The sequence below is a fragment of the uncultured Helicobacter sp. genome, assembly GCF_910577135.1.
Classification (GTDB): domain Bacteria; phylum Campylobacterota; class Campylobacteria; order Campylobacterales; family Helicobacteraceae; genus Helicobacter_C; species Helicobacter_C mastomyrinus.
In genome coordinates this window covers 1-22,677 of sequence record NZ_CAJTLL010000014.1, presented here as the reverse complement: position 1 = coordinate 22,677, position 22,677 = coordinate 1, and the positions used below count along the sequence as shown (strand labels likewise).

Below are 22,677 nucleotides of genomic sequence, written 5' to 3'. Positions count from 1 at the left end.
AACTTCACCAAAACAATGCGTGAAAGAACTCTAGAATGCCAACACTCAAACAAATGAGTGCCCCCGCAGGGTTTTAGGAACGAAGCGGGATTTACTCACGCGAGTGAGGTTAAAACAAGTGAGGAGAGTGGAGAATGAAAGATGTAGTGTTTTTGGAGCTTCAAAGCGCACAAGCACAAAAGGACACAAAAGAGAAAGTGAAAATCTCGCCTTGTGGCTCTTTTAGTGGCATTGATGGGAGAGAGTTTAGCCTCAATGCTGCGCTTGTGCTAGAGAGACTAAAGCTTAAGGGTTGCGACATTATGCTTGATAAAGACCATCAAGATAAAGAAGCACTCGGCTGGTTTCCCCTAGATTCTTTTGAAGCAAGAGAAGATGGAATCTATGCGGATTTAGAGCTAAACTCCATAGGCAAGTCTCTTGTAGAAGACAAAGTCTATCGCTATATCTCCCCTGCGTATTTAAAAAACGCACAAGGAGAGGTTGTAGATATTGTCTCTATTGGGCTTGTCAATCGCCCTAATCTTTCTTCGCTCACTGCCTTAAATAATGAGCAAACCCTACAAGGAGAGAGAATGAATGAGCAAGCAAAAGCCTTGCAAGATGAGCTTGCAAAGGCAAAGGAAGAAAATAAGGCACTAGAGGCGCGAATCAAAGCACTAGAAGCACAGATACAAGAGGCACAAGAACAAAAAAGCAAAGAGGAACAAGAGCAAAAAGAAAAGCTTATCAATGAAGCGATTAAAAACTCCTCTATGCTCCCTGCGCGTAAAGAAGCTGCACTTGCGATGAATAAAGAAAATTTAGGTGCTTTCTTAGAAGTATGCAAGGCTGAATGTGAGAGCGTTTTGAAAAACAAGAGCGTAGATTTTGATGAGAAAAAAGGCTTAGATATTGATGAGCATATCAAAGCCCAACTTGATTTGTAATTAAAGGAGAAAAAATGCCAAAACTAGATACTGCATATATGGAGCAAGTCTCAAAAGGACTAAGCAAGGTTTTCAACGATGCTTTAAAAAGCGAAAATGAGGATTATAAGAAAATTGCCACAGAAGTAAAAGCAAACACTATTAGCGTTGATTATGCGTGGATTGGTGATTTTCCAAATATGATTGAATGGACGGGTGAGCGCACACTTAAAGACCTTAAGGCAAATACCTACACCATTACGCGTAAGAAATGGGAGAGCACTATTGAAGTGAGCCGAGATGTGATTGAGTATGATAGTTTAGGCATTGTCAAGCCTCGCGTGCAAGCAATGGCTGAATCTGTGCGTGAACATTATGACGAAATCGTCTTTGGGCTTTTAGAGGCAAATAGCGCGTGTTATGATGGCAGACCTTTCTTTGCAACAGACCACGAAGTAGGCAGTCAAACCTTTAGTAATTCCCTATCTCTTGCACTTAATCAAGCAAATTTCTTAAGTGCAAGGCAGGAAATGCGAGGGGTGAGTAATGAATATGGCAATCCTTTGAGAATCCGCCCTAGCTTACTTGTAGTCCCACCAGAGCTTGAAGTAGAAGCGATTAAGATTCTTAAAGCACAAACTTTGAGTAATGGCTCTTCAAACATCACTTATGGAATGTGCGACTACATCGTGTGTGATAGGCTTACTGACGCAAGTGCGTGGTATCTCTTTGACACAACACGAGTCCTAAAGCCCCTCGTGCTACAAATCAATAGAAGTGTGGAGTTTGCAGGGCTTGATAAACCCACAGATGAAAATGTCTTTATGCGAGATAGCTTCTTATATGGAATCCGCACAGAGGATAATGCAGGGTATGGAATGTGGCAACTCGCTCTCAAATCTAAACACTAAAAGGAGGCGCACAAATGGGAAATAGAGAAAATGCAAAAGCCTTGCGTGAAGCGCAAGGTGGGCTCAATACACAAATTGATGAGAGGCTAAGTGCTTTTGAAAAGAGAATTGAAACCTTAGAGCTTCAAGTATCCTCTTTACTTTCTGTGGAGGAAGAGCAAGAGAGTGAGCGTGATGATTTAGTAGAGCAAAAAAAGTCAAAGGGAAAGTAATGGAGCTTTTAGCACATCTTAAATTTCGCGCGACACAAAGCCTTGATAATCCTAGCGAGATTACAGGGCAAGTGTTAGAAATCGCACTAGCTCAAAGCGATGAGATTTGCAAAAACAAAGATGTGCCTACTTTTGCGCGTATTGATATAGCCTATATTCGCCTTAAAATCTATCTCAAGATAGAGCTCAATGGCGAAGATGAGCTTTTACTCAAAAACGCACTAGAAGTCGTAAAAAACGTGCCCTTTATTGATGAAAAGGGGGCAAAAAGCCCAAGTGCTTGTTATGCGGCACAAAGCAGGGAGAGTGAATTTTGTTAAAAACGCTATTAAACGAGGTTTTAACACTTTTTAAAAGCTGCAATCTCTTGCTTTTAAGCGAAGATAGAATCACACAAGAGGGTAACTATCTGCTTTTTAGCTCTATGAGGAGCAAAGAGGAGAGCTACCGCGAGTATGAGCTTAAAATCTATGTGGCAGGAAACTCTCTTAACAAAGATGGCTCTAGCATTTTTTTACGCATAGAAGAGATTTTAGAGCTTTGCTCTAAGCACAGGGCAAATGCACTAAGCTGTGTTAATGCTTCGCTTATGAGCTGGGAGAAAGTGGGGCTTTTCACGCAAACAAATGGGCTTTTTGTGTATGAAATCACACTCAATCTTAAAACAAGGAGGAAGCAATGAATAAAATGATTATCTTAGCTTTAGCCTTTGTGGGCATTTGCTTTATGGGCTTTAAGAGTTATAGCTTTATCGTGGATTTGCAAGTAGAGAATGCCGCGCTTTCAAGCTCATTGCAAAAGCAAAATGAAGCACTCAAAGCTCTAAGCCTACAAAAAGAAGTTATAGAGGTGTATAACGCAAAATCTCTAAGCTTACAAGAGGATTTTTTAAAGGCTTATGAGAAAGCTACGCCTGATACTGCTTTTGTGAGTAATCTCAAGCCTGATGAAAATTCTCATATTACATTACAGGAGATAGAAAATGCGATTACTATTTTTTACTCTTCCTCTCCTTAGCCTCATACTTTTTAGTGGCTGTGGCTTAAAACACAGAGGAACAACAGAGGTGTTAATCCCAACACAATGCGGAGTAGCAAAAAGAGAGCGACCAAAGCGCAGTGGCAAGGTAAATAAAGATGTGATTGCTATATTTGCCTACACTCAAGCTTTGGAACAGGATTTAAAAATGTGCAGAGGTGAAAAATGACAAAACGAAGTTTCTTTAGAAAATGTAAAAACAAGCTTAAAGAGCTGTGGTTTTATTTTCGCTGGTTTTTGATTGGCAAGTATCACTGCGATATTTCGCCTTCATACAAGCGATTTTGGTTTGTCGTGCATAAGAGCCTATGGGCGATGATTATCGTCTCTGTGGCACTTAGTGTAGCGCGTGTAGTGGAGGTAATACTATGATTGAAGCAGGACATTATTTAGAGCTTTTACCCATTGCTATTGTTGGTATCTTAGCGGGGATTGTGAGCTTTTTTAACGAGGAACAAAGAGAAGATACATCAAATGATATGCGCTACTTGCTTAAGGTTGCTTTGAAAAGTGTAGTTACTTCATCATTTTTGTGTGCGATTGTCTATGCCACTCTAAGTGCTACTGATTTGCCTTACCTTGCGCGAGTAGGTATTGCTGCTGCACTTGGATTTTTAGGAATTGAAAAGGCACTTAATCTTGCAAAAGAGCTACTTGCTTTTAAAAATGGCAATAAAGAGAGCAAAGGAGGCAAAAATGAATAGCACCGCATATAAACTTGTCCGCTTTATTGTTTTGGTCGCCTTTGTCGTATCTTTAAGCGGGAATATCGCTCAATACTATTCTTACAAAGATGCTGTTGAGAGTTTAGAAATCTTATCACAAGGAGAATAAATGAAATACAAAATTATACTTCAGCGACTAAGCGAACACAAAGATGTGAAAAAGCCAAATGTCGCAAAAATCGAGGATTCTACATTAGGTAAATTTAGTGTGAATGAAATTCAAGAGAATGACACTTTAAAAGAGATATGGAGTTGCTTTACTTGTGAGAATATCGGTGAATCTACTGATACACCAAAACAAGATAAGCGTATTATGCCACGCACATATCAATTAGAGTGGGCGCAGATAGGCAAAAATGCTTCACTTGCAAAAAATCATAAAGATTACATGCTTGAGAATTTCAAAAAGACAGGACTATATTATCGTAAGGTGCAAACTCCAAATGGAGAACAAACACACCCTTACATTGCGATTTTGCTTACTTGCGATAAAGAATTACCTAGCTTTAGGAATCGTAGCATTCTTATTCACATAGGCAATTACCCACAGGATACAGAAGGCTGCATTTTGCTAGGTAAGAGTAAAAATGATAGCACAGGCACAATCGGTGGTAGCACACAAGCAATTTTGGAGTTTTTTAATCTCTGTAAAAAAATCGGCTTAGAAAATTGTGAGCTTGAAGCAAAAGAAATTGCATAATAAAGGAGTAAAAAATGCCAATAAACAACACACAAAAGGACAATTTATTTTTGAGCGGGGGCGTGATGTATATAGAGCCCTACAACACAGATGGAAGTTTAAGCGGGGAAAAGTTTGATATGGGTGCGACAGAGATTACCCTCACGCGTGATACGACAACCGCGACTGCTTTTACACGAAGTGGAGGACTAAAGCAAAAAATCGCAGAAGTGGTAACTGAAGAGAGTTATACACTTAAGATAAAGTGCAATAGTTTCTCTCCTGCTAACCTCGCTGCAGCTTTGGGCTCTAAGATAAAAGAGGTAGCTTTTAAGAAAGGTGAGATTTTACCAAGTGGAGCGGTAGCAGATTGTGCTTGTATCTTTGTCAAAATTGACGCAGGGAGTAATCCGCTGCTTAAAGCAAAGCTTACTTTTGTCGGCACACCCGTGCAAGCAAAGCAGGTTGTGGGCGTGATTTATGAGGCAAATATCAAGATGAGCGGAGATTTGCCCTTGATGAGCGAAGAGTTTGCAACTATGGATTTTGAAGGCAGTGCGAATAAAACCGATGAGGGCTACTATACGCACTACATTCAACAATCAAAAGAGGAAGCCCAAGAGGAGATAGTGGGTGAGGAAAATCTACAAACAGATGAGCCACAAGAGGTTGTGAATGAGACAGAATCTAATTAAGGAGTAGAAAATGAATAAAAGTTTTGTATTTAAGGTAGAACGTCCAAGTATCAATATTCAAGCACAGCTTAGTAATGGAGAGAGTATAGAACTTGAGATTTTAGAGAGTAATGCCAACCAACTCGCCGAGCTTGAATCCCAAAAAGACACACTCAAAGGCTTTGAGCTTACTAAAAAGCATTTAAGCGAGAATATCAAGGGTGAGAAAAAAGATGAGTTTATCGTAGATTTGCTTGAGAATGGCTCATTAGCAGACTTTTACACCGCGATAAACGAACAATTTAGAGCCATTAAAGGCGCAAAAAGAAAAAACTAATCCGCTGGGCAAAGGAAAAAGCATTTTTAAGCAAGGATAGTAAAAGTGTGCCTTTGCCCATAGAGCTAGAGGACTTAGAAGAGCAGCTGCTCGCCTTTGGGTTTAACCTCGCACTAGAGTTTAATATAGGGGGCTTTGAGCTAATAAAGAGCATTAACTATGCCATACTCAAAGACTTTGCGCTTAAATATCAACTCGATGCGCTAGAGATTCTAAGCCTTTATAAAGAAATGATTGCGGAGATGGAAACATAATGTCAAAAGTCATTGCAGAGATTATCTTTAATGTCAAAAAGGGTGAGCTAACAAGCGCGAATAAAGAGCTTAAAAGCACGCAGGAAAATCTCGCCCACGCAAACAAAGAGAGCAAATCCTTTGGCTCTAGCATTGGCAAGACGACTTTGGGCTTAGGTGCTTTAGGGCTTGCTGCACAAGGCTTAAGTATCCTCAAAGATGTGTTTGTTACACCCATTAAAGAAGCTATTGCACTTAATGCTCAATATGAACAGCTAAATAATTCCATCGCCTCACTTATTTCTATTAACCACGAAAATGCTACAACCACAGGCAAGATGCTAAATGCCCAAGAAAAATGGCAGATTGCCCTCAAACAATCAAAACAGGTTGTTGATGATTTAAAGATTTCAGGGCTAGAGCTTGGCTACTCTGTGAGCGATATGAGCGATATGTTTAAGGGATTTTATTCTACTGCAGGTAGCTCTATGAGTTTAGAGCAAGCAAAAAATGCAATGAAAGCTATTGCCGCAGCAGCTAATGTCAGCGGTGTGAGTGTGGATTCTCTAAAGGTAACACTAGATTCTTTAGGAAGTGGCATAGCAAACACTGCCACAGATTTTGGGCGATTTGTGAGTGCTATGGGGCTTAGCACAGAGGAGATGAGTAAAGCAAAACAAGAGGGCAAACTCTATGAACTCATTATGGAGAAGTTAGGACCGCTTAGTGAAAGTGCTGCATTTAGTGCTAATAGCTATGCTGTAAGTATGGCAAAGCTTAATTCCACCTTTGATGATATTAAGCAAAGTGCTATTGCGCCATTTTTTGATTCTATGAAGCAATCTCTTGCCTCACTCACGCAGTTTTTAAGCACACATAAAGACACGATTGTTAGCGTGTTTCAAGGCATACTTGATATTATAAGCACACTTGTAAGTGCTGTTTTTGAGGCTGGAATGATGGTAAAGAGATACTATTGTAGCAGCCATTAATGACTTAGCAGAGGCTTTTGGATATAGCGCGAGTGAAGGTGATATACTCTTAGGCGTAATAAAGAGCTTTCAAAGTGCTGCAGCAATGCTAAGCTCGGCTTTTAAGATGCTGCAAAACACTCTATCCTTACTTATCAACTCTTTGCGATTACTTATCAATAGCGCACAGGTTGCCTATCACGCAATGGCACGTGTGTTTAGCTTTGGTGAGGACGATAAGCATCATAAATCGCAAATAGAGCGACTAAATAATAAAGATAAAGAGCTAAAAGCTGCTATGATGAGCAATATTAAAGGCTATGGCGATATTTTTGGCGAGGGCATTGAGAAAATCCAAGATATTTGGAAAGACAAAGCCAAAGAGGGTTTAGAATCTGAAAAAACTACTCAAATGCTTAAAGGCAAAATCGGTGCGAATGCGAATAAGAAGCAAGGCAGCGGCACAAAAGATGGGGATTTGCTAAGAAACTATTTTGATAATGAATTTGCCATAAGAGAAAAGAATATCTCTTTGATGAAAGAGGGCAAACAAAAGGAGCTAGAATTAGAATCCTTACGCTATGAGCGCACAATCACGCATTTAAACTTAGAGCTAAGACAAAAGATAAAATCAGGGCAAATCTCCATAGAGCAAGCCAATAGACTCTATGAAGTGGAACTAAAACTCCACGAGCAAAAAATGCGCCATATACAAGAGTATTCAAAAACCTATGAGGATTTAAAGAGCAACATTAACTCTGCGCTTGATGAGAATATCAATAATGCGCTTAATGGCAAATTTGTCAGCTTATCAAACTTTGGCGAGGATTTGTTTAGCTCTATGCAAACTTCTATTACAAAGGGCTTTGCAACTTCCATCTCTGCTGCCTTTATGGAATCCTCTGTTATAGAATCTATGAATAAATCCCTCGCCTCCGCCATTGATGGCTTAGGCAGTGATGGCGCAGTCGGCGGGATTATAGGGAAAGCAACAGGTTTGCAAATTGGAGAATCTACACTAGGAGAAGTCGCAGGGGATAGCCTTGCAGGATTTGGCATTGCAAGTGCGGCTGGGGGCTTAGTAGGTAACTTCATAAGCGATAAGGAGAATGCCGCCAAGACACAAAAATACGGCCAAAGTGGTGCAGCGGGAGCGGCTATTGGTAGTTTTGTGCCTGTGATAGGCACAGCTGTTGGTGCGCTTGTAGGCGGACTTGTCGGTAGTATTGGTGGAGCACTGATAGGAAGCTTTAGCTCAAGCAAGCTTACTACCAAAGCAAAGGGAGTGGAGCTTATCTCAAAGGCTACAAAAGACAATGTGAGTGCGCGAGAATTTGCAGATATGCAAAAAGATAGTAAAAAGTATTGGGGGCTTAAAAAATCCTCGAAGAGCTGGACTGAATATTGCTCTGCCTCAAATATCGCACTAAGAAACATAAGAGAGGGCATAAGGGGATATGAGTATCTACTAGAAGACATAGGCGGTGGTGTAAAAGAGATTGTCGTTCGTGCTGGGAGATACAAAGACTATGATGAGATTCTTAATGCAGGTGCAAAGGAGCTTATCAAAAGCTTTTTTGAAGCACCAAGCAAAGCATTAAAAAGCACAGCTCCCACTCCAAATACCGATGCGATTTATAAGGTATGGGAAGAGTATGCAAAAAGCGTGAATAAAAAAGTGAGCGAGGCTCTAAGTGAGAGCTTGAATACTTTTATCACCACGGGGCAAAGCTTTCAAACTTGGCTTTATACCTACAAAGGAGAGGACGCAAAAGCGGCGCGTTATGGTGCGGAACTCGCACAAATGAGCCTTGAGCGTTTGCAAGAGGCACTGGGCGCAGCTGATGTGAATATCGATAATTATCTTAGCTATCGAGAGGAAGCATTAAGGGAGAATTTCGACCCACACACAATCGAGCGCATTAACGCACTAGGCGAGGCATTAATACAAAGTGCTGATGCGAGTAAAAAGTATGAGGAAGCCCTAAAGGGTGAGAACAAAACAAAGCTCAATATGATTGACCCCTACCTTGAAAAGGCTAAAAAGATAGCAGAGATTGATGAACGCTCAAAAGACACAAGTGAGAAGATTCAAGTGGCAATGTTAAGTACACTCAAACAAATGCTCCGCGTATCTCAAGAAAGTTTAGAAGCAGGAGCGCAAAAGTGAAAGTTTTAACGCGTAGTGAAGTTGTGATTATTGATTCTAATCTCCTAGAATCGACCCCCACCTTTGAATTAGGTAGAGAGTATCACAAAGATGACAAGGTGCATAGTGATAAATATGTCTATGTCGCCCTAAGTGATAATGTAAATAAGCCACTGACTGATGTTTTGAGTTGGAAAAAAGTAGGAACTAGCAATCAATGGGCGTGTTTTGATTATTATCTCAATACCTCTTGTATCGCGGAAGATGAATTAGATATAAGTTTTTCTTGCTTTGGTGCAAAGGGCATTTATATAAGCAACATTGAGGCGAAGTTTTTGAGTATTGAAGTCATAGATGTGCGTAACGCACAAGTGATTGAAGAGCGGACATACAAACTTTATGGGCAAAATATTTCAAGCTGGAGTGAATATTTCTTTGGAAATTGGGGTAAAAAATATAGACATCATATTTATTATGAGCGCAACACTTTCACGCGCAATATTATCTTTAGGGTAAGGGCTTGGGGCATTAGAGATATTAAGATTGGCTCTATTATTTGTGGGGATTTAATTGAACTTGGAATCTCGCTCTATGCGGATAATTCTATCTCTATGCTTGATTTTTCTAAAGTGCTTACAGATGAGGAAGGTAATACTTCTTTAACAAAGGGCAATTTCAAGCGCACAAATGCCTTTAATGTGCTAGTGAGTGATGATGAAATGGATAAGGTAAGCTATGAATTAGCCGAGTTAAGAGGGCAAGCAGTGGTGTTTATCATCGCAAACAACTATGAATGCCTTATGAGCTTTGGTTTTTTGAAAAACCACGAGATTCTTTTAAGCAAGGTGGGTGCGAGTATTGTAAGCATAGAAATCGAGGGATTAATATAAAGGAGCGCAAATGAATATCAAAAACCTTTTTAAAAAGCCTTTAAAAGGGCTTAAAACACCGCATATAAACTTAGAGCCAAGCTATCAAAACTATGTGCCAAATGCGATAAGTTTTTCACAAGTTAAATCCGCACTCAATGCGGAGAGTTTAAGTGAAGTGATTTCGTGTTTTGATCATTTTAAACGCTTTGATACGCAAATTGCAAGTGAGCTTAATAAACGTAGGAGTAATCTCATCGGTAAGCCTATTGTGGTGCAAAGCGATGATAAAGCCCAAGATATATTTCTTCAAGAGCTAAGTAAAAGTCGCAATTTTAGAAAGTTTCTTTATGAGTGCAGCTCTGCCATTGCTTATGGCTTTGCGAGTTTTATTATCAATTATAGACAAGAAAATAGTAGAATCTACCCTCAATTTGAGTTTATCTCACCTCGCTATTTTGAATGCGACAACAATTACAAGCCCTATGTCTCTCAAGGCGGGAATAAGATATATCTTAAGGACAATACAGGTATATGGACGCATTATCACCCCACAGACACAGGCAATATCATCGAGCAATCTTTAATTTATAAAATCATCTCCATTGCATCATTAAAGCATATTTCTCTTATGAAATATATGACTTACCTTGATAGCTATGCGATTCCACCCATTATCATTAAAAGTGATATGGCAGATAGCAGAGAAAATGCAGCAGAAATTCTAAAATCAGCTCTTGCGCTAAGAAGCAATAGTGTGGGGCTTTTTGGGGTAAATGATATAGTAGAAGTGGTCAATGGCAATGTAGATAAAGGCACATTTTTAGAATTTGTGCGCTATTGTGATGAGAGTATTTCTAAGCTCATCACAGGGCAAGTTTTGAGCTCTAACTCTACACAAAATGGCACGCAGGCACTCGGCAATATCCATAATGAAATGCAAAAAAATGCCACAGAGTTTGATGCACTCTTATTAGGTGAGAGTTTGCATTCATTACTCAAGCAAGTGCTTGCACTGAATTTTGCTACTCCTGCACCCTTTAGCTTTGAAATTGACACCAATACAGAAAAAGATGAGAAACTTCAAGCCGATACTTATTTAATCCTCTCTCAAATGGGTGTGAAAATCCCCATAGAACATTTAGAGAAAACCTTTAAAATCTCGCATTTGAGCTATGCAGATTCTACGCAAACTTCTCACAATTTATCATTCAACAAAGCTCAAGACTTACTCACAGGGCAAGAACTAGAGATTGATAAAGCCTTGCAAGATGTGAATCCTAAGAGCGAGTTTGATTTGGGAGCATTTTTAAAAGATTGCAAGAGTTATGAGCAGGCAGCACAAAAGATTGCTTTGAGTTTTGAGGGGGAGGATTTGCTTTTAAAAGAGCAAGAGCTAATGCGACTTTTTCTTAATGGCGCACTCTTTGGGGCAGATGATGTTACACTTTGATTTCAATCTACCACCAAGCGAGGCTATCGCTTATTTGCAAAGCAAAAAGCCTGAAGTGCTTAATGAGCTTTCCACCCTAAAACATAATATTTATAATCGTGTTTTTACTATTAAAGGCATTGCCAATGTAGATTTATTAAGCGATATGCAAAAATCTTTAAGCTTAGCATTGCTTCAGGGACGGGAGTTTAAAGAGTGGAAGCAAAACGTGCAAAGTTTGCTTACCCAAAGTAATACCCCCCTTAACCCAAAAAGACTAAAGCAAATTTATCATCAAAATATCCTTAACTCTTATAATCAAGGGCGTAAAATGACACAAGATAATCTCAAAGGTGAGATATATTATCGCTATGTAGCTATAAATGATTCGCGCACGAGGCTTTCACATAAGCTTTTGCATAATACTATCTTGCCCCGTGAGCATAGCTTTTGGGAGAAGCATTATCCTGGGGCTGATTTTGGGTGTAGATGCAGAGTAGAAGCTTATACTAAAGAGCAGCTTGATAGATTTGGCTTAAAGGTAAGTAATATAAGTGATATGCCAAATGTGCAAGAAGCAACATTTGATATAAGTGATAATAATGCGGCTCTTGCTCACATTCTTAATCAAAAACTTAAAATCCACGCGAATAATCCAAATGCTATCACAAGGCTAAAAGCCATAGCAGCATTTATACAGCAAAGAAATGTAAGGTTTAAGGAGATAAATGAGCTATGGCAAGTATCTGCAATTAAGCAAGAGAGAAGCGTAGATTCTAAGAATATTATTATTGCTAAAGCCACAGCAAAGCTACAAGGGGAGTTAGCCACAAAGGCAGAGCATATACTCTTAAGTGGTTGGACACTAAGGACACACACTCATCATAACAATGTCGATAGCTTTGATTATTCGTTAGTGGAAGAGATGTTAGGGAGTGAGTATAGGGTGAGGCATAGTAGAGAAAGGCATATTGTGTATTTTTCTAAGTTAGGGCATTACTATAAGGCTGTGTTTAAAGTAACTGAAAATAAAAAAGAGATTTTTTTAGTAAGTTTAAGTAAAAGTAGCGAGAATATAAAATATTAGGGCTGCCCTTAACCCTTAGAGAGGTGATAAAGTCCTGCGGCAATATCGTTACTTTTTCCCATTAGCTCATCGGGCATTAATGAGGGGTGGGTTATACACCACGACAGGTAAAACCTCTAAAACATATTATACCACATTTCACACAAAGGAGTAAATATGCCAAAAATTGCGCTTGATGATTTTATCAAAGAAATGAATGACTTAGAATCTGCCCTCAAAGATACAGAGCCTTTAATGGCACACATTGCTAATACTCTAGCCCTTTTTACCTCACAATCTTTTGAAAAAGAGACCTCACCCTTTGGTGAAAAGTGGAAGCCTTTATCATCTGCTACGCTTAAAAAGAGCAAGGGCTTAAAGAAAAAGCTTGTAGATAAAGGAAAGCTAGTAAATTCTATTTCCACTTCACATACTGCCAAGAGTGCAAGTATAGGCACAAATGTAGTGTATGCGAGGATTCATCAATATGGTGGTAAAGCAGGGAGAAATCATAAAACTATCATTCCTGCTCGGGCATTTCTACCTATCAATGATAAGGGTAATGTCCCTCAATCTTTGCAAGATGAATTGCAAGGGCTTGTGCAGGAGTATATTTTAGGAGAGATTGGCGAATAAAATTGCTTTGTAAAAACCAATCTCACCCAAAAGCTAACACCTTTACACAGGAGCAATCACCCCTCGTATCCGTCCTATAACTTCTACCTCATTAAGACTATAACTTATTGGCTCATAGTTAAGATTTGCAGAGATAAGCTCTAGTCTTTTATCTTTAATAAAACAATGCTTGATAAAAAGCCCATCATTTGTCTGCACCGCATAAATCTTGCCATTTTTTATACTGCCCTCCTTGCGATTTACAAGGCACAAGCTCCTATCGGTGATGATATGCTCCATACTCTCGCCAAGTGCGAGTATAAGCTCACAATCTCTCACTTTTAAATGTGCTAAAATCCGCTCATCAAAGACAATCTCTTGTGTGCTAATATGTTCATTGATACAGCCTCCACCCAAAGAGGCATTAGCACTATAAAGTTTTAAAATCTTGTAATGCTCGAAAGTATGAACACTCTCTTTTGGTGCACTCCCATAGAAAAAGGTATTGATACAGATATGCTTAGATTCTAAAAAATCCATAATGGCTTTATAAGGGATAGAGTTTTTAAACTTTGCTTGTGCAAGGGTATTTGGCGACATATTAAGAGCTTTTGCCACATCGATGTCTTTAGGCTTTAGGATAGAATCTGTGGCAAGTATGTCTTTAATGCGCTCTATGATTTCTCTAAAGGTGAGCTGTGGCATTGTGAATCTTTATAATAAATAAGTGATTGTAACAAATGCGAGAGTGAGAGTAGCACAAAGATGAGAAAAAGTAATGAAATGTGAGGGAATGAACATAAAGGCTTTAAAAAGCTTTTAATGTGTTATAATTTAAATGCGTATGGTGGGTGTTTAAAAGATTTAATGGTTTTTTGAATGAGTAGTATATGATGGGGCTAATGGCTGGGAGATAAGATAAGGCAAGAGAACTTAAGAGAGATTATAGAGCTTTTTTAAAGGTTGGGGATAAGAGGCTTAAAGGGCTAGTTTTACTGCTGGGGATTATTAAATTTACTTAAATTTAATGTTTGAAATCAAAGTAAAATCCCTCACTTTGATTTCAAACGCAAAATGACTTTGATTTTACGCGAGGGGTTACAGTAGTCTTGTTTTACGTAAAGTCAAATCCACAATTCACACTATCTAATCCCATATACACGAAGTGTTCGAGGATATGCCTCTCGCCTTTCTGCAATGGAAAGGATAAGGGATGAGTTACATTCCATTAGAAGAGAGGAGAAAGAAACATATCTGCATAAGTGAGAGGGAAACAAAAAGCCTTGCTATCAATAAAAGAGGCAAGTTGTATAGCCCCTCCCCTTGACAGAAGGGGGGGGGGGGGATGAAAGATAAATATCTCTCTGCTAAGTAAGAAGGTGGTAGTGTAGTTATTGCACTTATCTATATAGAATCTAGCAGATTCTAGGGAGCAATTCTCCTTGCGGATATTCCACATAGCATTTTCCGCCCCACGCATTTGTTGCAATCACACGTGCTTCTTGTATATGTGCTACCTTACGCGATACCCTACCAATGATACAAGCTTGTTTACCTAAAGTATGAGAGCGCAAAGATTCTAGAATTGCTTTGCTTTTATGCGGTGATACTGCCATTAATAGCACTCCCTCATTAGCGAGATTGAGCGCTTCTAAGCCAAGTATCTCACACACGCCGCGCACTTGCTGCAAAATAGGGATTTTCCCTCCTTGTATATTTATTTCCACACACGCTCCCCTACTCCATTCATTTAGCACCGCTGCTACACCCCCTCGTGTCGCATCGCGCACAGCGTGTATAGCATTACCATATTGATGGGTAGATTCTATAAGCGGATAAAGCTGCGCACAATCGCTCTGTAAGTCATTTTGCAATGCCATCTCATTCCTAGCACAAAAGATTACCGCCCCGTGTGTCCCCACAGGCGCACTAAGGATAATATCATCACCCTCTTGTATATTCCCCACACGCCAATCCACATCCTTTATCTCCCCAATAGCCGTGGTATTGATATAAATCTTATCCGCATTGCCCTTTGGGACGACTTTTGTATCGCCGGTGATGATACGTAATCCCCCTTGAATCGCCTCTCTCTTGATAGAATGCAAAATCTGCTCTAGCTCCTCCATAGTAAAGCCCTCTTCTAATATCAAGCCCAAAGTCAAATATCGCGGTGTCGCCCCTCGCACACTCACATCATTACTTGAGCCGCACACGCAGAGTTTGCCAATATCGCCTCCGGGGAAAAAAATAGGGCTTACCACATAGCTATCTGTACTGATAGCATATCCCTTCACACCGCTAAAGACCCCCGCATCCTCTCCATACTCGCACATCACCTCACCTAGAATCTTATGTATCACACCATCAACAAGTGCATTAGATTCCACGCCTCCACTTCCGTGTGAAAGGCTAATATGTGTATTTTTCATTCTTACTCCTTAAGTTAAAACAAATGGCTTAGATTCTTGCAGAATCGCCCAGATTAATTGCCCCTTTTGCCTACTCCAAAAAGCATAATCACACACGATAAACAATCGCTTTTTCGTGCGTGAAATAGCCACATTAAGCGCATAAAGCGCGTGTGCTTGAGTAGAATTTGTCAAATGATAATGCAAACTCACAGGAGAGAAAATCACATTATCAAACTCCTGCCCCTGTGAGCCATGAATGGTAAAAACTCTATCACGTTTGATTTGCTCCACAAGTCGCTGTCTCTGCTTGACAAAGGGCGTGATAACCGCGTATTCCTCATTTGCGATTTTCTCACACAAACGTGCACACATTTGTGCCTCATTTTCACTTATTTGCTTATCTGACTCACTTTTTGCGCCGCTATCGACTACAAAAAGTTCCATTTGCATCTCTGTGCCTCTTAAACCTATATGATAAACATAATTATCAAGCAAACGCGCGAGATTGTCTCCATAGCGATGTGTCTTGCTTAATGTGCTTAGAATCGTGTCTTGCAAGGGCGGCATGGAATAACCTTGCTCGTTCATATTGGCAAGTTGCGCTGGGCTTTCTCCTTTGCAAAAAGCTTCTAGAAAAAGGGCAGAGAGATTCCACACAAATGCATTATCATTCTCTGCTTCTGTAAGTTTATTTGGGGGCATTTCACACACAGGAGAAAGCTGCTTATGGTCGCCAAAAAGCGCTAGGGGTGTATTATCGACACATAAAGCACAGGTTTTAATCAATGAAGCATACGCGCATTCATCTAAAAAAATATGTGAAAAATGCAAATCTAATTTGTCATAACGGGAGATAAAGCCATCGAGCGTTACTCCCACTACAAAGGCATTTTTGAGGCGTATTTTGATATTATCTTGTGTGCTTTCTTGGAAGCTAAATAAATCGAGTTTTTTACGCTTTTGCAAAAGGCTTGGGTCGCAAGTCTGGGGATATTCACTCATATATTGCAATGTAGGCATACCCAAACGCAATATCATATCCCTTGCTAAGCCTAGATTGTCAAATTGCTTAATGAGAGCTTTTAGCACTTGCTCTAGGGCATTATTTGTCGTAGCGACAACGCCCACTCTCTTCCCCTGCTTGATATAATACAAAAGGGCTTCAAAAAGCACAGCTTGTGTTTTTCCTGTGCCCGGCGGTCCCCATACATAGCTTAAAGGTGAGTTTAGCACCTTGGATAAAGCGATATTTTGCTCCTCACTTAAGCGGGGAATATGCGGGGTAGGATTATGCACTATAGAGCTTGGCAAACGCAGCTTCTCGCCATATTTATCAAAAAAATCAGCCACATTTTGCACTAAAAACTTCAAATCACTAAAAAGCTTTAATGGGATCTTCGCCTTTTGCGCCTTTTCTAACATCTTTGCCATCGCTTCACTGACATTAAGAAAAAGTGTCCTTTGCTTCTCATCATAAAAATGCAGCATTACCTCACTCTCCTTTGGAGAATCTGCCTCAGCAATGCTATAAAGCCTATCTCCCACTTGCAAAAGCAACGCCCCGCCTAGCTTTAAATCCATATCACCTACACTATATTTCAACGCAAGTATCAGCTCATCATCTCTACATTCAAACTGCTTGATAGCAATCTCGTTTAAACCTAAATTATTATCACTTAGATATTGGTAATAAATATGTGCTGCTGAGAGAAGAATCTGCTTTAAATCATTCATCGATGTAATGCACCGCCATATTTATAATATGCCGCACAAGCCCCCTCACTGCTTACCATACAACTTCCTAGAGGATTGCTTGGGGTGCAGGATTTGCCAAAGACTTTGCAATCAAAGGGCTTAGCCACGCCGCGCAAAATATCCCCACAGCGACAAGCCTTATTATCCGGCACATATTCTTTGCTTAAAATATCATCAAATACCACTTCCGCATCCAAATGGCTATATGCACCCCTAAGTTTTAAGGCAGAATGCGCTATCTCCCCTAGCCCACGCCATTCAAAAGATTCTCTTTCTTCAAAATAGTGTTCTATTAGCTCTTGTGCCTTTGTATTACCCTCCATATTCACAACACGCTTGTATTGAATCTCAAGCTCTGCTCTCCCCTCTATACTTTGCTTTACAAGCTGATAAATGCTCTCCATCATATCCACAGGCTCAAAGCCGCTCACCACCACAGGTAAAGCATAATCACGCACAATATCTGCATAAATCTTTGCCCCGCTTATCACGCTTACGTGGGAAGGTGCAATCAAAGCATTGACACGACATTGCTTAGAATCAAAAATTGCGCGTAAAGGCGGGGGGACAAGCACGTGATTAATATGAAAGAGCACATTATTAATATTAGATTCTATAACTCTCTCAAGCAATGCGGCACTCATAGGCGTAGTGGTCTCAAACCCAATGGCAAAAAACACCACACGCTTATGCGAATTATCCTTTGCCACCTCAAGCACCTGCATAGGAGAATACACAAAGCGCACATCAGCCCCCCTCGCCCTTGCATCTGCTAGGCTTCCTTGTGAACCCGGAATCTTTATCATATCTCCCAATGTAAGCAAAATCACATCTTTTTGCATAGCGATTTCATAGGCTTGATTAATGCGATTTTTAGGCATTATACACACAGGGCAGCCCGGTCCGTGGATAAAGTCAATATCCTTATGAAGCAAATCCTGCAACCCATAGCGCATAATCGTATGTGTATGTCCGCCGCACACTTCCATAATATGAAGCGGGGATTTAAGCCTAGAAGAGAGCTTTTCTATCTTTTTAGCATAGGCGAGCATCACATCTTTATCACGGAAATTTTCAATCAAATCTATATTAGAACCTTGCACGCTTTACTCCTATCTGCAGAGATTGCAAAGCATTTTTTGGCAGCAAAAGACTTTTTTTACTGCACCCTAAAAAAAACATTTTTTTACATTCAAAATATGCCCTTGTTATCTCTCTTATAATTTTCACATACCATTTTATCTTGCTCTCTCGCCCATCTATCGTGGTTTCAATAGATAATTCCCTTAAGATAGGTGTAACGCACACAGCAGGGATATGATGTATATAAAACATATCCATATAGTCATCTACTGGGCGATACCATATCCTAGCAGATTCTATAAAAGTTCTTGCAGCTAATGGTGTAAGATAATAGCCCTGTGTCCCTGCAGCGCTATCAAAACTCACATAAAAATCATCAGGCAATGTATAAAAATATGCATTTTCTTTCAAATACATCAATCGCACATACACATATTCACTTGTCGCGATATGCGCTATCTTATTCCAAAAATCCCCTATCATTTCCACATCATCTTCAAGCACTATGATAGGCTCATTCAGTTCTACACACTTTTGCCACAGACTATAATGACTTGCAAAGCACGCCCTCTCTCCATCACTCATTTCTTTCCCGCGAAACAAAATACTTGCAATTTTAGAATACTGCTTAAAGGCAAGATGTTCTCCAGCCTTAGCGTCAATGGCTTCAAAAAAAATAATATTATATTGCTGCTTTTGAGTAGCACTCATCCTTTCAAACTGCTTTTGCATAAGAGCTTTACGCTCTTTAGCACGTTTGAGATTGACAATAAAAATATTCATACATTTGCCTTTATCAAGGCTTCTTCTTCCTCACGTATAGCTTCTAGAATCTGCTCATAAAGCCTCAAGCTCTCTCGCGCACTCTCCTCATCAATCTTACTTATCGCATAGCCGATATGTAAAAGCACCCAATCTCCTATACTTACCTCATCATTGAGTAAATCCAAGCTCACCTCACGTTTGACGCCCAGTGTATCCACCAGTGCCATATTCTGCTCTTTAAGTTCTACAACTTTAGAAGGTATAGCCAAACACATTTTTACTCCTTATTTCTTGCTACGTTTTAAAATTGATGAGTGCTACAATAACCCTGTGTGCGTCGCTCTGCGATAAAATCACACACTTTTATAACACTCTCACGCTCTTTACTGCTTACCGTAAATAGCGGCACATTCGCCTTTAATTGTGCTAAATCGCTTTTCACGCGCTCTAAGCGAAAATCAAAATACCCCATCATATCCGCCTTACTTACAATCACCGCATCAGCGCACATAAACATCGTAGGATATTTTAACACCTTATCATCGCCTTCAGGGATAGAGAGTAGCACGATATTTAGCCCCGCGCCCAAGTCATAACTCGCCGGACACACAAGATTCCCTACATTTTCGATAAACAAATATTCCATTTGTCGCATATCACATTGCTTTTGCAATGCCTCTAGGGCAGATTCTATCATCGCCGCTTCAAGATGGCACGCCTCGCCTGTGGTGATTTGATACGCACTCACGCCCTTTTCCTCTAAACGTAAAGCATCGCGATTAGTCTGCAAGTCCCCCTCTAGCACACAAAAACGCATATCTGTATAAGTGCTTAAAGATTCTAAAAAAGTCGTTTTTCCACTACCCGGAGAACTCATAAGATTAACCACATACAAGCCAAGTGAGCGATAAATCTCCCTTAGCTCCTGTGCTTTGAGGTCATTTTTAGAGAGAATCTTACTCACTATTTCAATAGATTTTGTATTTAAATTAGGATTGTTATTCAAACGCTCATCGCGATTTAAGGATATTTTTTGCATATTTACTCCATTTTTAAGATTGCAATATCCCAAATACCGCCTGTCCAAGGCTAATACTCGCGTCATTGCAAGGTAATTTTTGATGCATATAAAAAGGAATGTGATGTGTTGTAAATAAATCGTGAATTTTATCACAAAGAAACTTATTTTGAAATACACCGCCACTAAAATACACTTTAAAGGGTATTTTTTGAGTTTTTGCTAAAGTAAGGGCGATCTGAGCGAGTGTCTCTAAAAATCGCCTCGCACCCAAGCAGGGATTTGCCCTATCTGCTATCACGCTCTTAATCGCAGAATCGAGGCTAATTACATCATTTTCTATTACAAATTCATAGGGCACAACATTGCTTGAGCTATCCCTATATGCATAAGATTCTAGCAATGCCCCGCTCTGCCCCTCATAACTTTGAATCTGCACAATCCCTAGGATATAAGCCACTGCATCTATAATCCTCCCTACGGAGCTCGTGAGCGGATACATAGCCCTTTCATACCCATAGGCTAAAAGCTCTATCTCTTGAGACGTGAAATGCACTATCTCTGCAATATTTTCTATGTCATAATGCCACATTAGGCTTAGGGCGAGTTTGCCAATATCCTTTATGCTGCTCTCTCCGCCCAAAAGCACAAATTCATCAAAATGATAGATTCGCTCCATTGTATGAGAATCCCCACAGCCATTAGGTTGATACAAGAAGCATTCCCCACCCCAAATATGTCTATCCTCACCCAATCCCGTGCCATCCCATATAATGCCAATGCCCGCCTCCTCTAAAGCATTAGATTCAGCAAGAAGGGCATAAAAATGCGCCTTATGATGAGAGAGGGCATATTTCTTAACATCTCTACCATTACCATAAGCTAGAGCCTTTTGTGTGGAGGGGTATTGTGGGTGTAAATCATACACGAGTGCGCCAATATCCTGCTTATAGAGTGTGCTAAAAAATATAAAATCCTTCTCGTATCGCTTTATAGAATCTACGCTTTGTAAATCCCCTATATATGGGCTTATTAGCACTTGATTGCTATCAACAAAGCTTAGAGTAGATTTTTGCCCTGCTCCCATACCTACAATCGGCCCATCTGCTTGAAATCTTAATGGCAAAGAGAGATTACAAGGTGCATAGCCCCTGCCTAAGCGCAAAGGGCGCATATCCCCTGCCATTAGCCGCATAATGCTATCATCAGCCCCGTGCAGAATCTCCCTATCATAGTCTAACACCATATCAATAAGGGCATTTGCGCCACAAAATGTTTCTAGCAATGTATCAATATCCGTGATAATGGGCGAGGAGGCGAGATTCGCGCTTGTGAAAATAAGCGGCGTGTGGATATACCTAAAAAGCAAGTGCATAATGCCATTATAAGGCAAAATCGCGCCCAAAGTGCTAACATCAGGAGCGATAAGCGAGAGAGCTTCCTCACTTAGAATCCCGCCCTTTTGAAAATGCCTCCGTAAAAGCACAATAGGAGCTTGTGGAGAAAGCAAAGCCTCCCTCTCAAGTGGAGAGATAGCACTTAGGCTCTCTATTTGTGCTAAATCCTTAAACATCAGGGCAAAGGGCTTTTTAGGGCGATTTTTGCGCGTGCGTAAGGTGGCAATTGTCTCTACATTGCTCGCATTTGCTATGAGGTTAAACCCCCCTACGCCCTTTATAGCGAGAATCTTACCCACCTCAATAGCCTGTGCAACTTGCCTTATAAGCTTTATATCATCTCTAGCGTCCTTATATGTGTGAATCTTCCCATTTTTATCAATCAAGCGCATTCTAATCGCGCACATATTACACGAAATAGGCTGCGCGTGGAATCTACGATTAAACGCATTGCTATATTCACTGCTGCATTCCTCACACATAGGGAAATCGCACATAGAAGTGTGGATTCTATCATAAGGCAGGGCGTTTAGAATCGTATATCGCGCTCCGCAATGGGTGCAAGTGGTAAAAGCATAGTTCTTAAATCGCCCATTGGAACGCATATCAGCTAAACATTTCTCACACGGGCGCGTATCAAGTGGCAAAGAGCAAGGTGCATTTGATGGCATATTTTGAGAATCTCTAATTTCAAAGCCATTATGCGAGAAAGGAGAGAGTGTTAAAACATCGTTAATACGATAATGCGTAATATGCGCATTTTGTGGAGGCTGGTCTAAAAGTGAGGTAAGAAAATCATCTAAAATATGCCTATGGCTTGTCTCTATATAAATAAAAAGCCTATCATAGCGGTTTTGCACATAGCCCTTAAGATTCATACTTTGGGCTAAGCGATAGACAAAAGGACGAAACCCAACGCCCTGTATCACGCCAAAAAGTTCTATGGTATATGCTTGAGATTTCATTTTATAAGTATAGCAAATAAAATATATATTCTTTTAATAGTAATATTTTTGTGCTAGAATAGAGATTCTATGTATGCCTTTGATTGAGCTAAAATCCTCGCATTTGCACGGAGAGCCAACCTTAAAAAGCGGTGTATAGGATAGAATAGAGAATCTCTACCTTAAAAACTCACTTGATGAATAAGACAACGTCTTATTCATAAGCTTTAGCTACATACAACACGCAGTGTTTTTCCACACTTGCAAACAGCGTGGTAATATAAAATAGGCATTTTAGAGTTTTAAATACTTACTAAGGATTTTTATGCAAGATTCCACACATAAGCAATCTGTTATCTCCATAGCACTCCTTAATCAACACATTAATATAGATAGGCTTAGAGCCCTGGTTCGTGCGTTAAAAGCACATTTTACATATTTTGAGATACTGCTTATAAATCCCATAGGGGCAAAAAGTTGGG

General features: G+C 40.0%; 28 protein-coding genes. 20 read left to right on the top strand and 8 right to left on the bottom strand.

What is annotated here, in order from left to right; translation table 11 throughout:
- Nucleotides 1-134: 134 nt before the first annotated feature.
- From QZ289_RS07800 to QZ289_RS07705, 20 genes are all read left to right on the top strand, one after another.
- Nucleotides 135-929, top strand: coding sequence for a phage protease (locus QZ289_RS07800; RefSeq protein WP_295701293.1), 795 nt, complete (start codon nt 135-137; stop codon nt 927-929).
- A gap of 14 nt (nt 930-943) precedes the next feature.
- Nucleotides 944-1,819: a Mu-like prophage major head subunit gpT family protein gene (locus QZ289_RS07795; RefSeq protein WP_295701291.1), complete on the top strand. Its 876-nt coding sequence runs from the start codon at nt 944-946 to the stop codon at nt 1,817-1,819.
- Nucleotides 1,820-1,833: 14 nt separating this feature from the next.
- Nucleotides 1,834-2,031 (top strand): hypothetical protein, encoded by a 198-nt coding sequence (locus QZ289_RS07790; protein WP_295701288.1) that lies wholly within the window; start codon nt 1,834-1,836, stop codon nt 2,029-2,031.
- Nucleotides 2,031-2,351 carry a hypothetical protein gene (locus QZ289_RS07785; protein WP_295701286.1) on the top strand — a complete coding sequence of 107 codons (321 nt, stop codon included), beginning with the start codon at nt 2,031-2,033 and terminating at the stop codon, nt 2,349-2,351. The genes QZ289_RS07790 and QZ289_RS07785 overlap by 1 nt, the downstream gene beginning before the upstream one ends.
- Nucleotides 2,345-2,713, top strand: coding sequence for a hypothetical protein (locus QZ289_RS07780; protein ID WP_295701283.1), 369 nt, complete (start codon nt 2,345-2,347; stop codon nt 2,711-2,713). Before QZ289_RS07785 ends, QZ289_RS07780 begins: the two co-directional genes overlap by 7 nt.
- A complete protein-coding gene (locus QZ289_RS07775) occupies nt 2,710-3,048 on the top strand; it encodes a hypothetical protein (protein ID WP_295701280.1) in 339 nt (112 codons plus the stop codon). Before QZ289_RS07780 ends, QZ289_RS07775 begins: the two co-directional genes overlap by 4 nt.
- Nucleotides 3,014-3,238, top strand: a complete 225-nt coding sequence (locus tag QZ289_RS07770; protein ID WP_295701277.1) for a hypothetical protein — start codon at nt 3,014-3,016, stop codon at nt 3,236-3,238. Before QZ289_RS07775 ends, QZ289_RS07770 begins: the two co-directional genes overlap by 35 nt.
- The gene (locus QZ289_RS07765) at nt 3,235-3,441 is read left to right on the top strand and encodes a hypothetical protein (RefSeq protein ID WP_295701275.1); all 207 of its coding nucleotides are present in this window, start codon (nt 3,235-3,237) and stop codon (nt 3,439-3,441) included. The genes QZ289_RS07770 and QZ289_RS07765 overlap by 4 nt, the downstream gene beginning before the upstream one ends.
- Nucleotides 3,438-3,773 carry a phage holin family protein gene (locus QZ289_RS07760; RefSeq protein ID WP_295701273.1) on the top strand — a complete coding sequence of 112 codons (336 nt, stop codon included), beginning with the start codon at nt 3,438-3,440 and terminating at the stop codon, nt 3,771-3,773. The genes QZ289_RS07765 and QZ289_RS07760 overlap by 4 nt, the downstream gene beginning before the upstream one ends.
- Nucleotides 3,766-3,903 carry a hypothetical protein gene (locus tag QZ289_RS07755; RefSeq protein ID WP_295701271.1) on the top strand — a complete coding sequence of 46 codons (138 nt, stop codon included), beginning with the start codon at nt 3,766-3,768 and terminating at the stop codon, nt 3,901-3,903. The genes QZ289_RS07760 and QZ289_RS07755 overlap by 8 nt, the downstream gene beginning before the upstream one ends.
- Nucleotides 3,904-4,494: a DUF5675 family protein gene (locus QZ289_RS07750; RefSeq protein ID WP_295701268.1), complete on the top strand. Its 591-nt coding sequence runs from the start codon at nt 3,904-3,906 to the stop codon at nt 4,492-4,494.
- A 14-nt stretch (nt 4,495-4,508) separates the two neighbouring features.
- Nucleotides 4,509-5,168, top strand: a complete 660-nt coding sequence (locus QZ289_RS07745; RefSeq protein ID WP_295701267.1) for a hypothetical protein — start codon at nt 4,509-4,511, stop codon at nt 5,166-5,168.
- Between the two features lie 10 nt (nt 5,169-5,178).
- The gene (locus tag QZ289_RS07740) at nt 5,179-5,484 is read left to right on the top strand and encodes a hypothetical protein (RefSeq protein ID WP_289686058.1); all 306 of its coding nucleotides are present in this window, start codon (nt 5,179-5,181) and stop codon (nt 5,482-5,484) included.
- Nucleotides 5,485-5,531: 47 nt separating this feature from the next.
- Nucleotides 5,532-5,738: a hypothetical protein gene (locus tag QZ289_RS07735; protein ID WP_295701263.1), complete on the top strand. Its 207-nt coding sequence runs from the start codon at nt 5,532-5,534 to the stop codon at nt 5,736-5,738.
- Entirely contained in the window at nt 5,738-6,709 is a 972-nt protein-coding gene (locus QZ289_RS07730) for a hypothetical protein (RefSeq protein WP_295701261.1), read from the top strand. Before QZ289_RS07735 ends, QZ289_RS07730 begins: the two co-directional genes overlap by 1 nt.
- 106 nt (nt 6,710-6,815) lie before the next feature.
- Entirely contained in the window at nt 6,816-8,858 is a 2,043-nt protein-coding gene (locus tag QZ289_RS07725; RefSeq protein WP_295701259.1) for a hypothetical protein, read from the top strand.
- Nucleotides 8,855-9,727: a hypothetical protein gene (locus QZ289_RS07720; protein ID WP_295701258.1), complete on the top strand. Its 873-nt coding sequence runs from the start codon at nt 8,855-8,857 to the stop codon at nt 9,725-9,727. The genes QZ289_RS07725 and QZ289_RS07720 overlap by 4 nt, the downstream gene beginning before the upstream one ends.
- A 10-nt stretch (nt 9,728-9,737) precedes the next feature.
- A complete protein-coding gene (locus QZ289_RS07715; protein WP_295701256.1) occupies nt 9,738-11,159 on the top strand; it encodes a DUF935 family protein in 1,422 nt (473 codons plus the stop codon).
- Nucleotides 11,122-12,225, top strand: coding sequence for a phage minor head protein (locus tag QZ289_RS07710; protein ID WP_295701253.1), 1,104 nt, complete (start codon nt 11,122-11,124; stop codon nt 12,223-12,225). Before QZ289_RS07715 ends, QZ289_RS07710 begins: the two co-directional genes overlap by 38 nt.
- Before the next feature lie 156 nt (nt 12,226-12,381).
- Nucleotides 12,382-12,840, top strand: a complete 459-nt coding sequence (locus QZ289_RS07705; protein WP_295701250.1) for a phage virion morphogenesis protein — start codon at nt 12,382-12,384, stop codon at nt 12,838-12,840.
- Nucleotides 12,841-12,882: 42 nt separating this feature from the next.
- On the opposite strand, the gene QZ289_RS07700 is transcribed toward QZ289_RS07705, so the two are convergent.
- The 8 genes from QZ289_RS07700 to hypF form a co-directional block, all read right to left on the bottom strand.
- Nucleotides 12,883-13,524 (bottom strand): S24 family peptidase, encoded by a 642-nt coding sequence (locus QZ289_RS07700; RefSeq protein WP_295701247.1) that lies wholly within the window; start codon nt 13,522-13,524, stop codon nt 12,883-12,885.
- A gap of 710 nt (nt 13,525-14,234) precedes the next feature.
- The gene (gene hypE, locus QZ289_RS07695; RefSeq protein WP_295701244.1) at nt 14,235-15,251 is read right to left on the bottom strand and encodes a hydrogenase expression/formation protein HypE; all 1,017 of its coding nucleotides are present in this window, start codon (nt 15,249-15,251) and stop codon (nt 14,235-14,237) included.
- Nucleotides 15,252-15,260: 9 nt separating this feature from the next.
- Nucleotides 15,261-16,967 (bottom strand): AAA domain-containing protein, encoded by a 1,707-nt coding sequence (locus tag QZ289_RS07690; RefSeq protein WP_295701241.1) that lies wholly within the window; start codon nt 16,965-16,967, stop codon nt 15,261-15,263.
- Nucleotides 16,964-18,091: a hydrogenase formation protein HypD gene (gene hypD, locus QZ289_RS07685; protein ID WP_295701238.1), complete on the bottom strand. Its 1,128-nt coding sequence runs from the start codon at nt 18,089-18,091 to the stop codon at nt 16,964-16,966. Before hypD ends, QZ289_RS07690 begins: the two co-directional genes overlap by 4 nt.
- On the bottom strand, nt 18,078-18,854 hold the full coding sequence (locus QZ289_RS07680; protein WP_295701235.1) for a glycosyltransferase family 25 protein: 777 nt from the start codon (nt 18,852-18,854) through the stop codon (nt 18,078-18,080). Before QZ289_RS07680 ends, hypD begins: the two co-directional genes overlap by 14 nt.
- Nucleotides 18,851-19,111 carry a HypC/HybG/HupF family hydrogenase formation chaperone gene (locus QZ289_RS07675; RefSeq protein ID WP_295701233.1) on the bottom strand — a complete coding sequence of 87 codons (261 nt, stop codon included), beginning with the start codon at nt 19,109-19,111 and terminating at the stop codon, nt 18,851-18,853. Before QZ289_RS07675 ends, QZ289_RS07680 begins: the two co-directional genes overlap by 4 nt.
- Before the next feature lie 26 nt (nt 19,112-19,137).
- Nucleotides 19,138-19,866 (bottom strand): hydrogenase nickel incorporation protein HypB, encoded by a 729-nt coding sequence (hypB, locus tag QZ289_RS07670; RefSeq protein ID WP_295701379.1) that lies wholly within the window; start codon nt 19,864-19,866, stop codon nt 19,138-19,140.
- A 22-nt stretch (nt 19,867-19,888) separates the two neighbouring features.
- The gene (gene hypF / locus QZ289_RS07665) at nt 19,889-22,216 is read right to left on the bottom strand and encodes a carbamoyltransferase HypF (RefSeq protein WP_295701231.1); all 2,328 of its coding nucleotides are present in this window, start codon (nt 22,214-22,216) and stop codon (nt 19,889-19,891) included.
- Nucleotides 22,217-22,677: the final 461 nt, after the last annotated feature.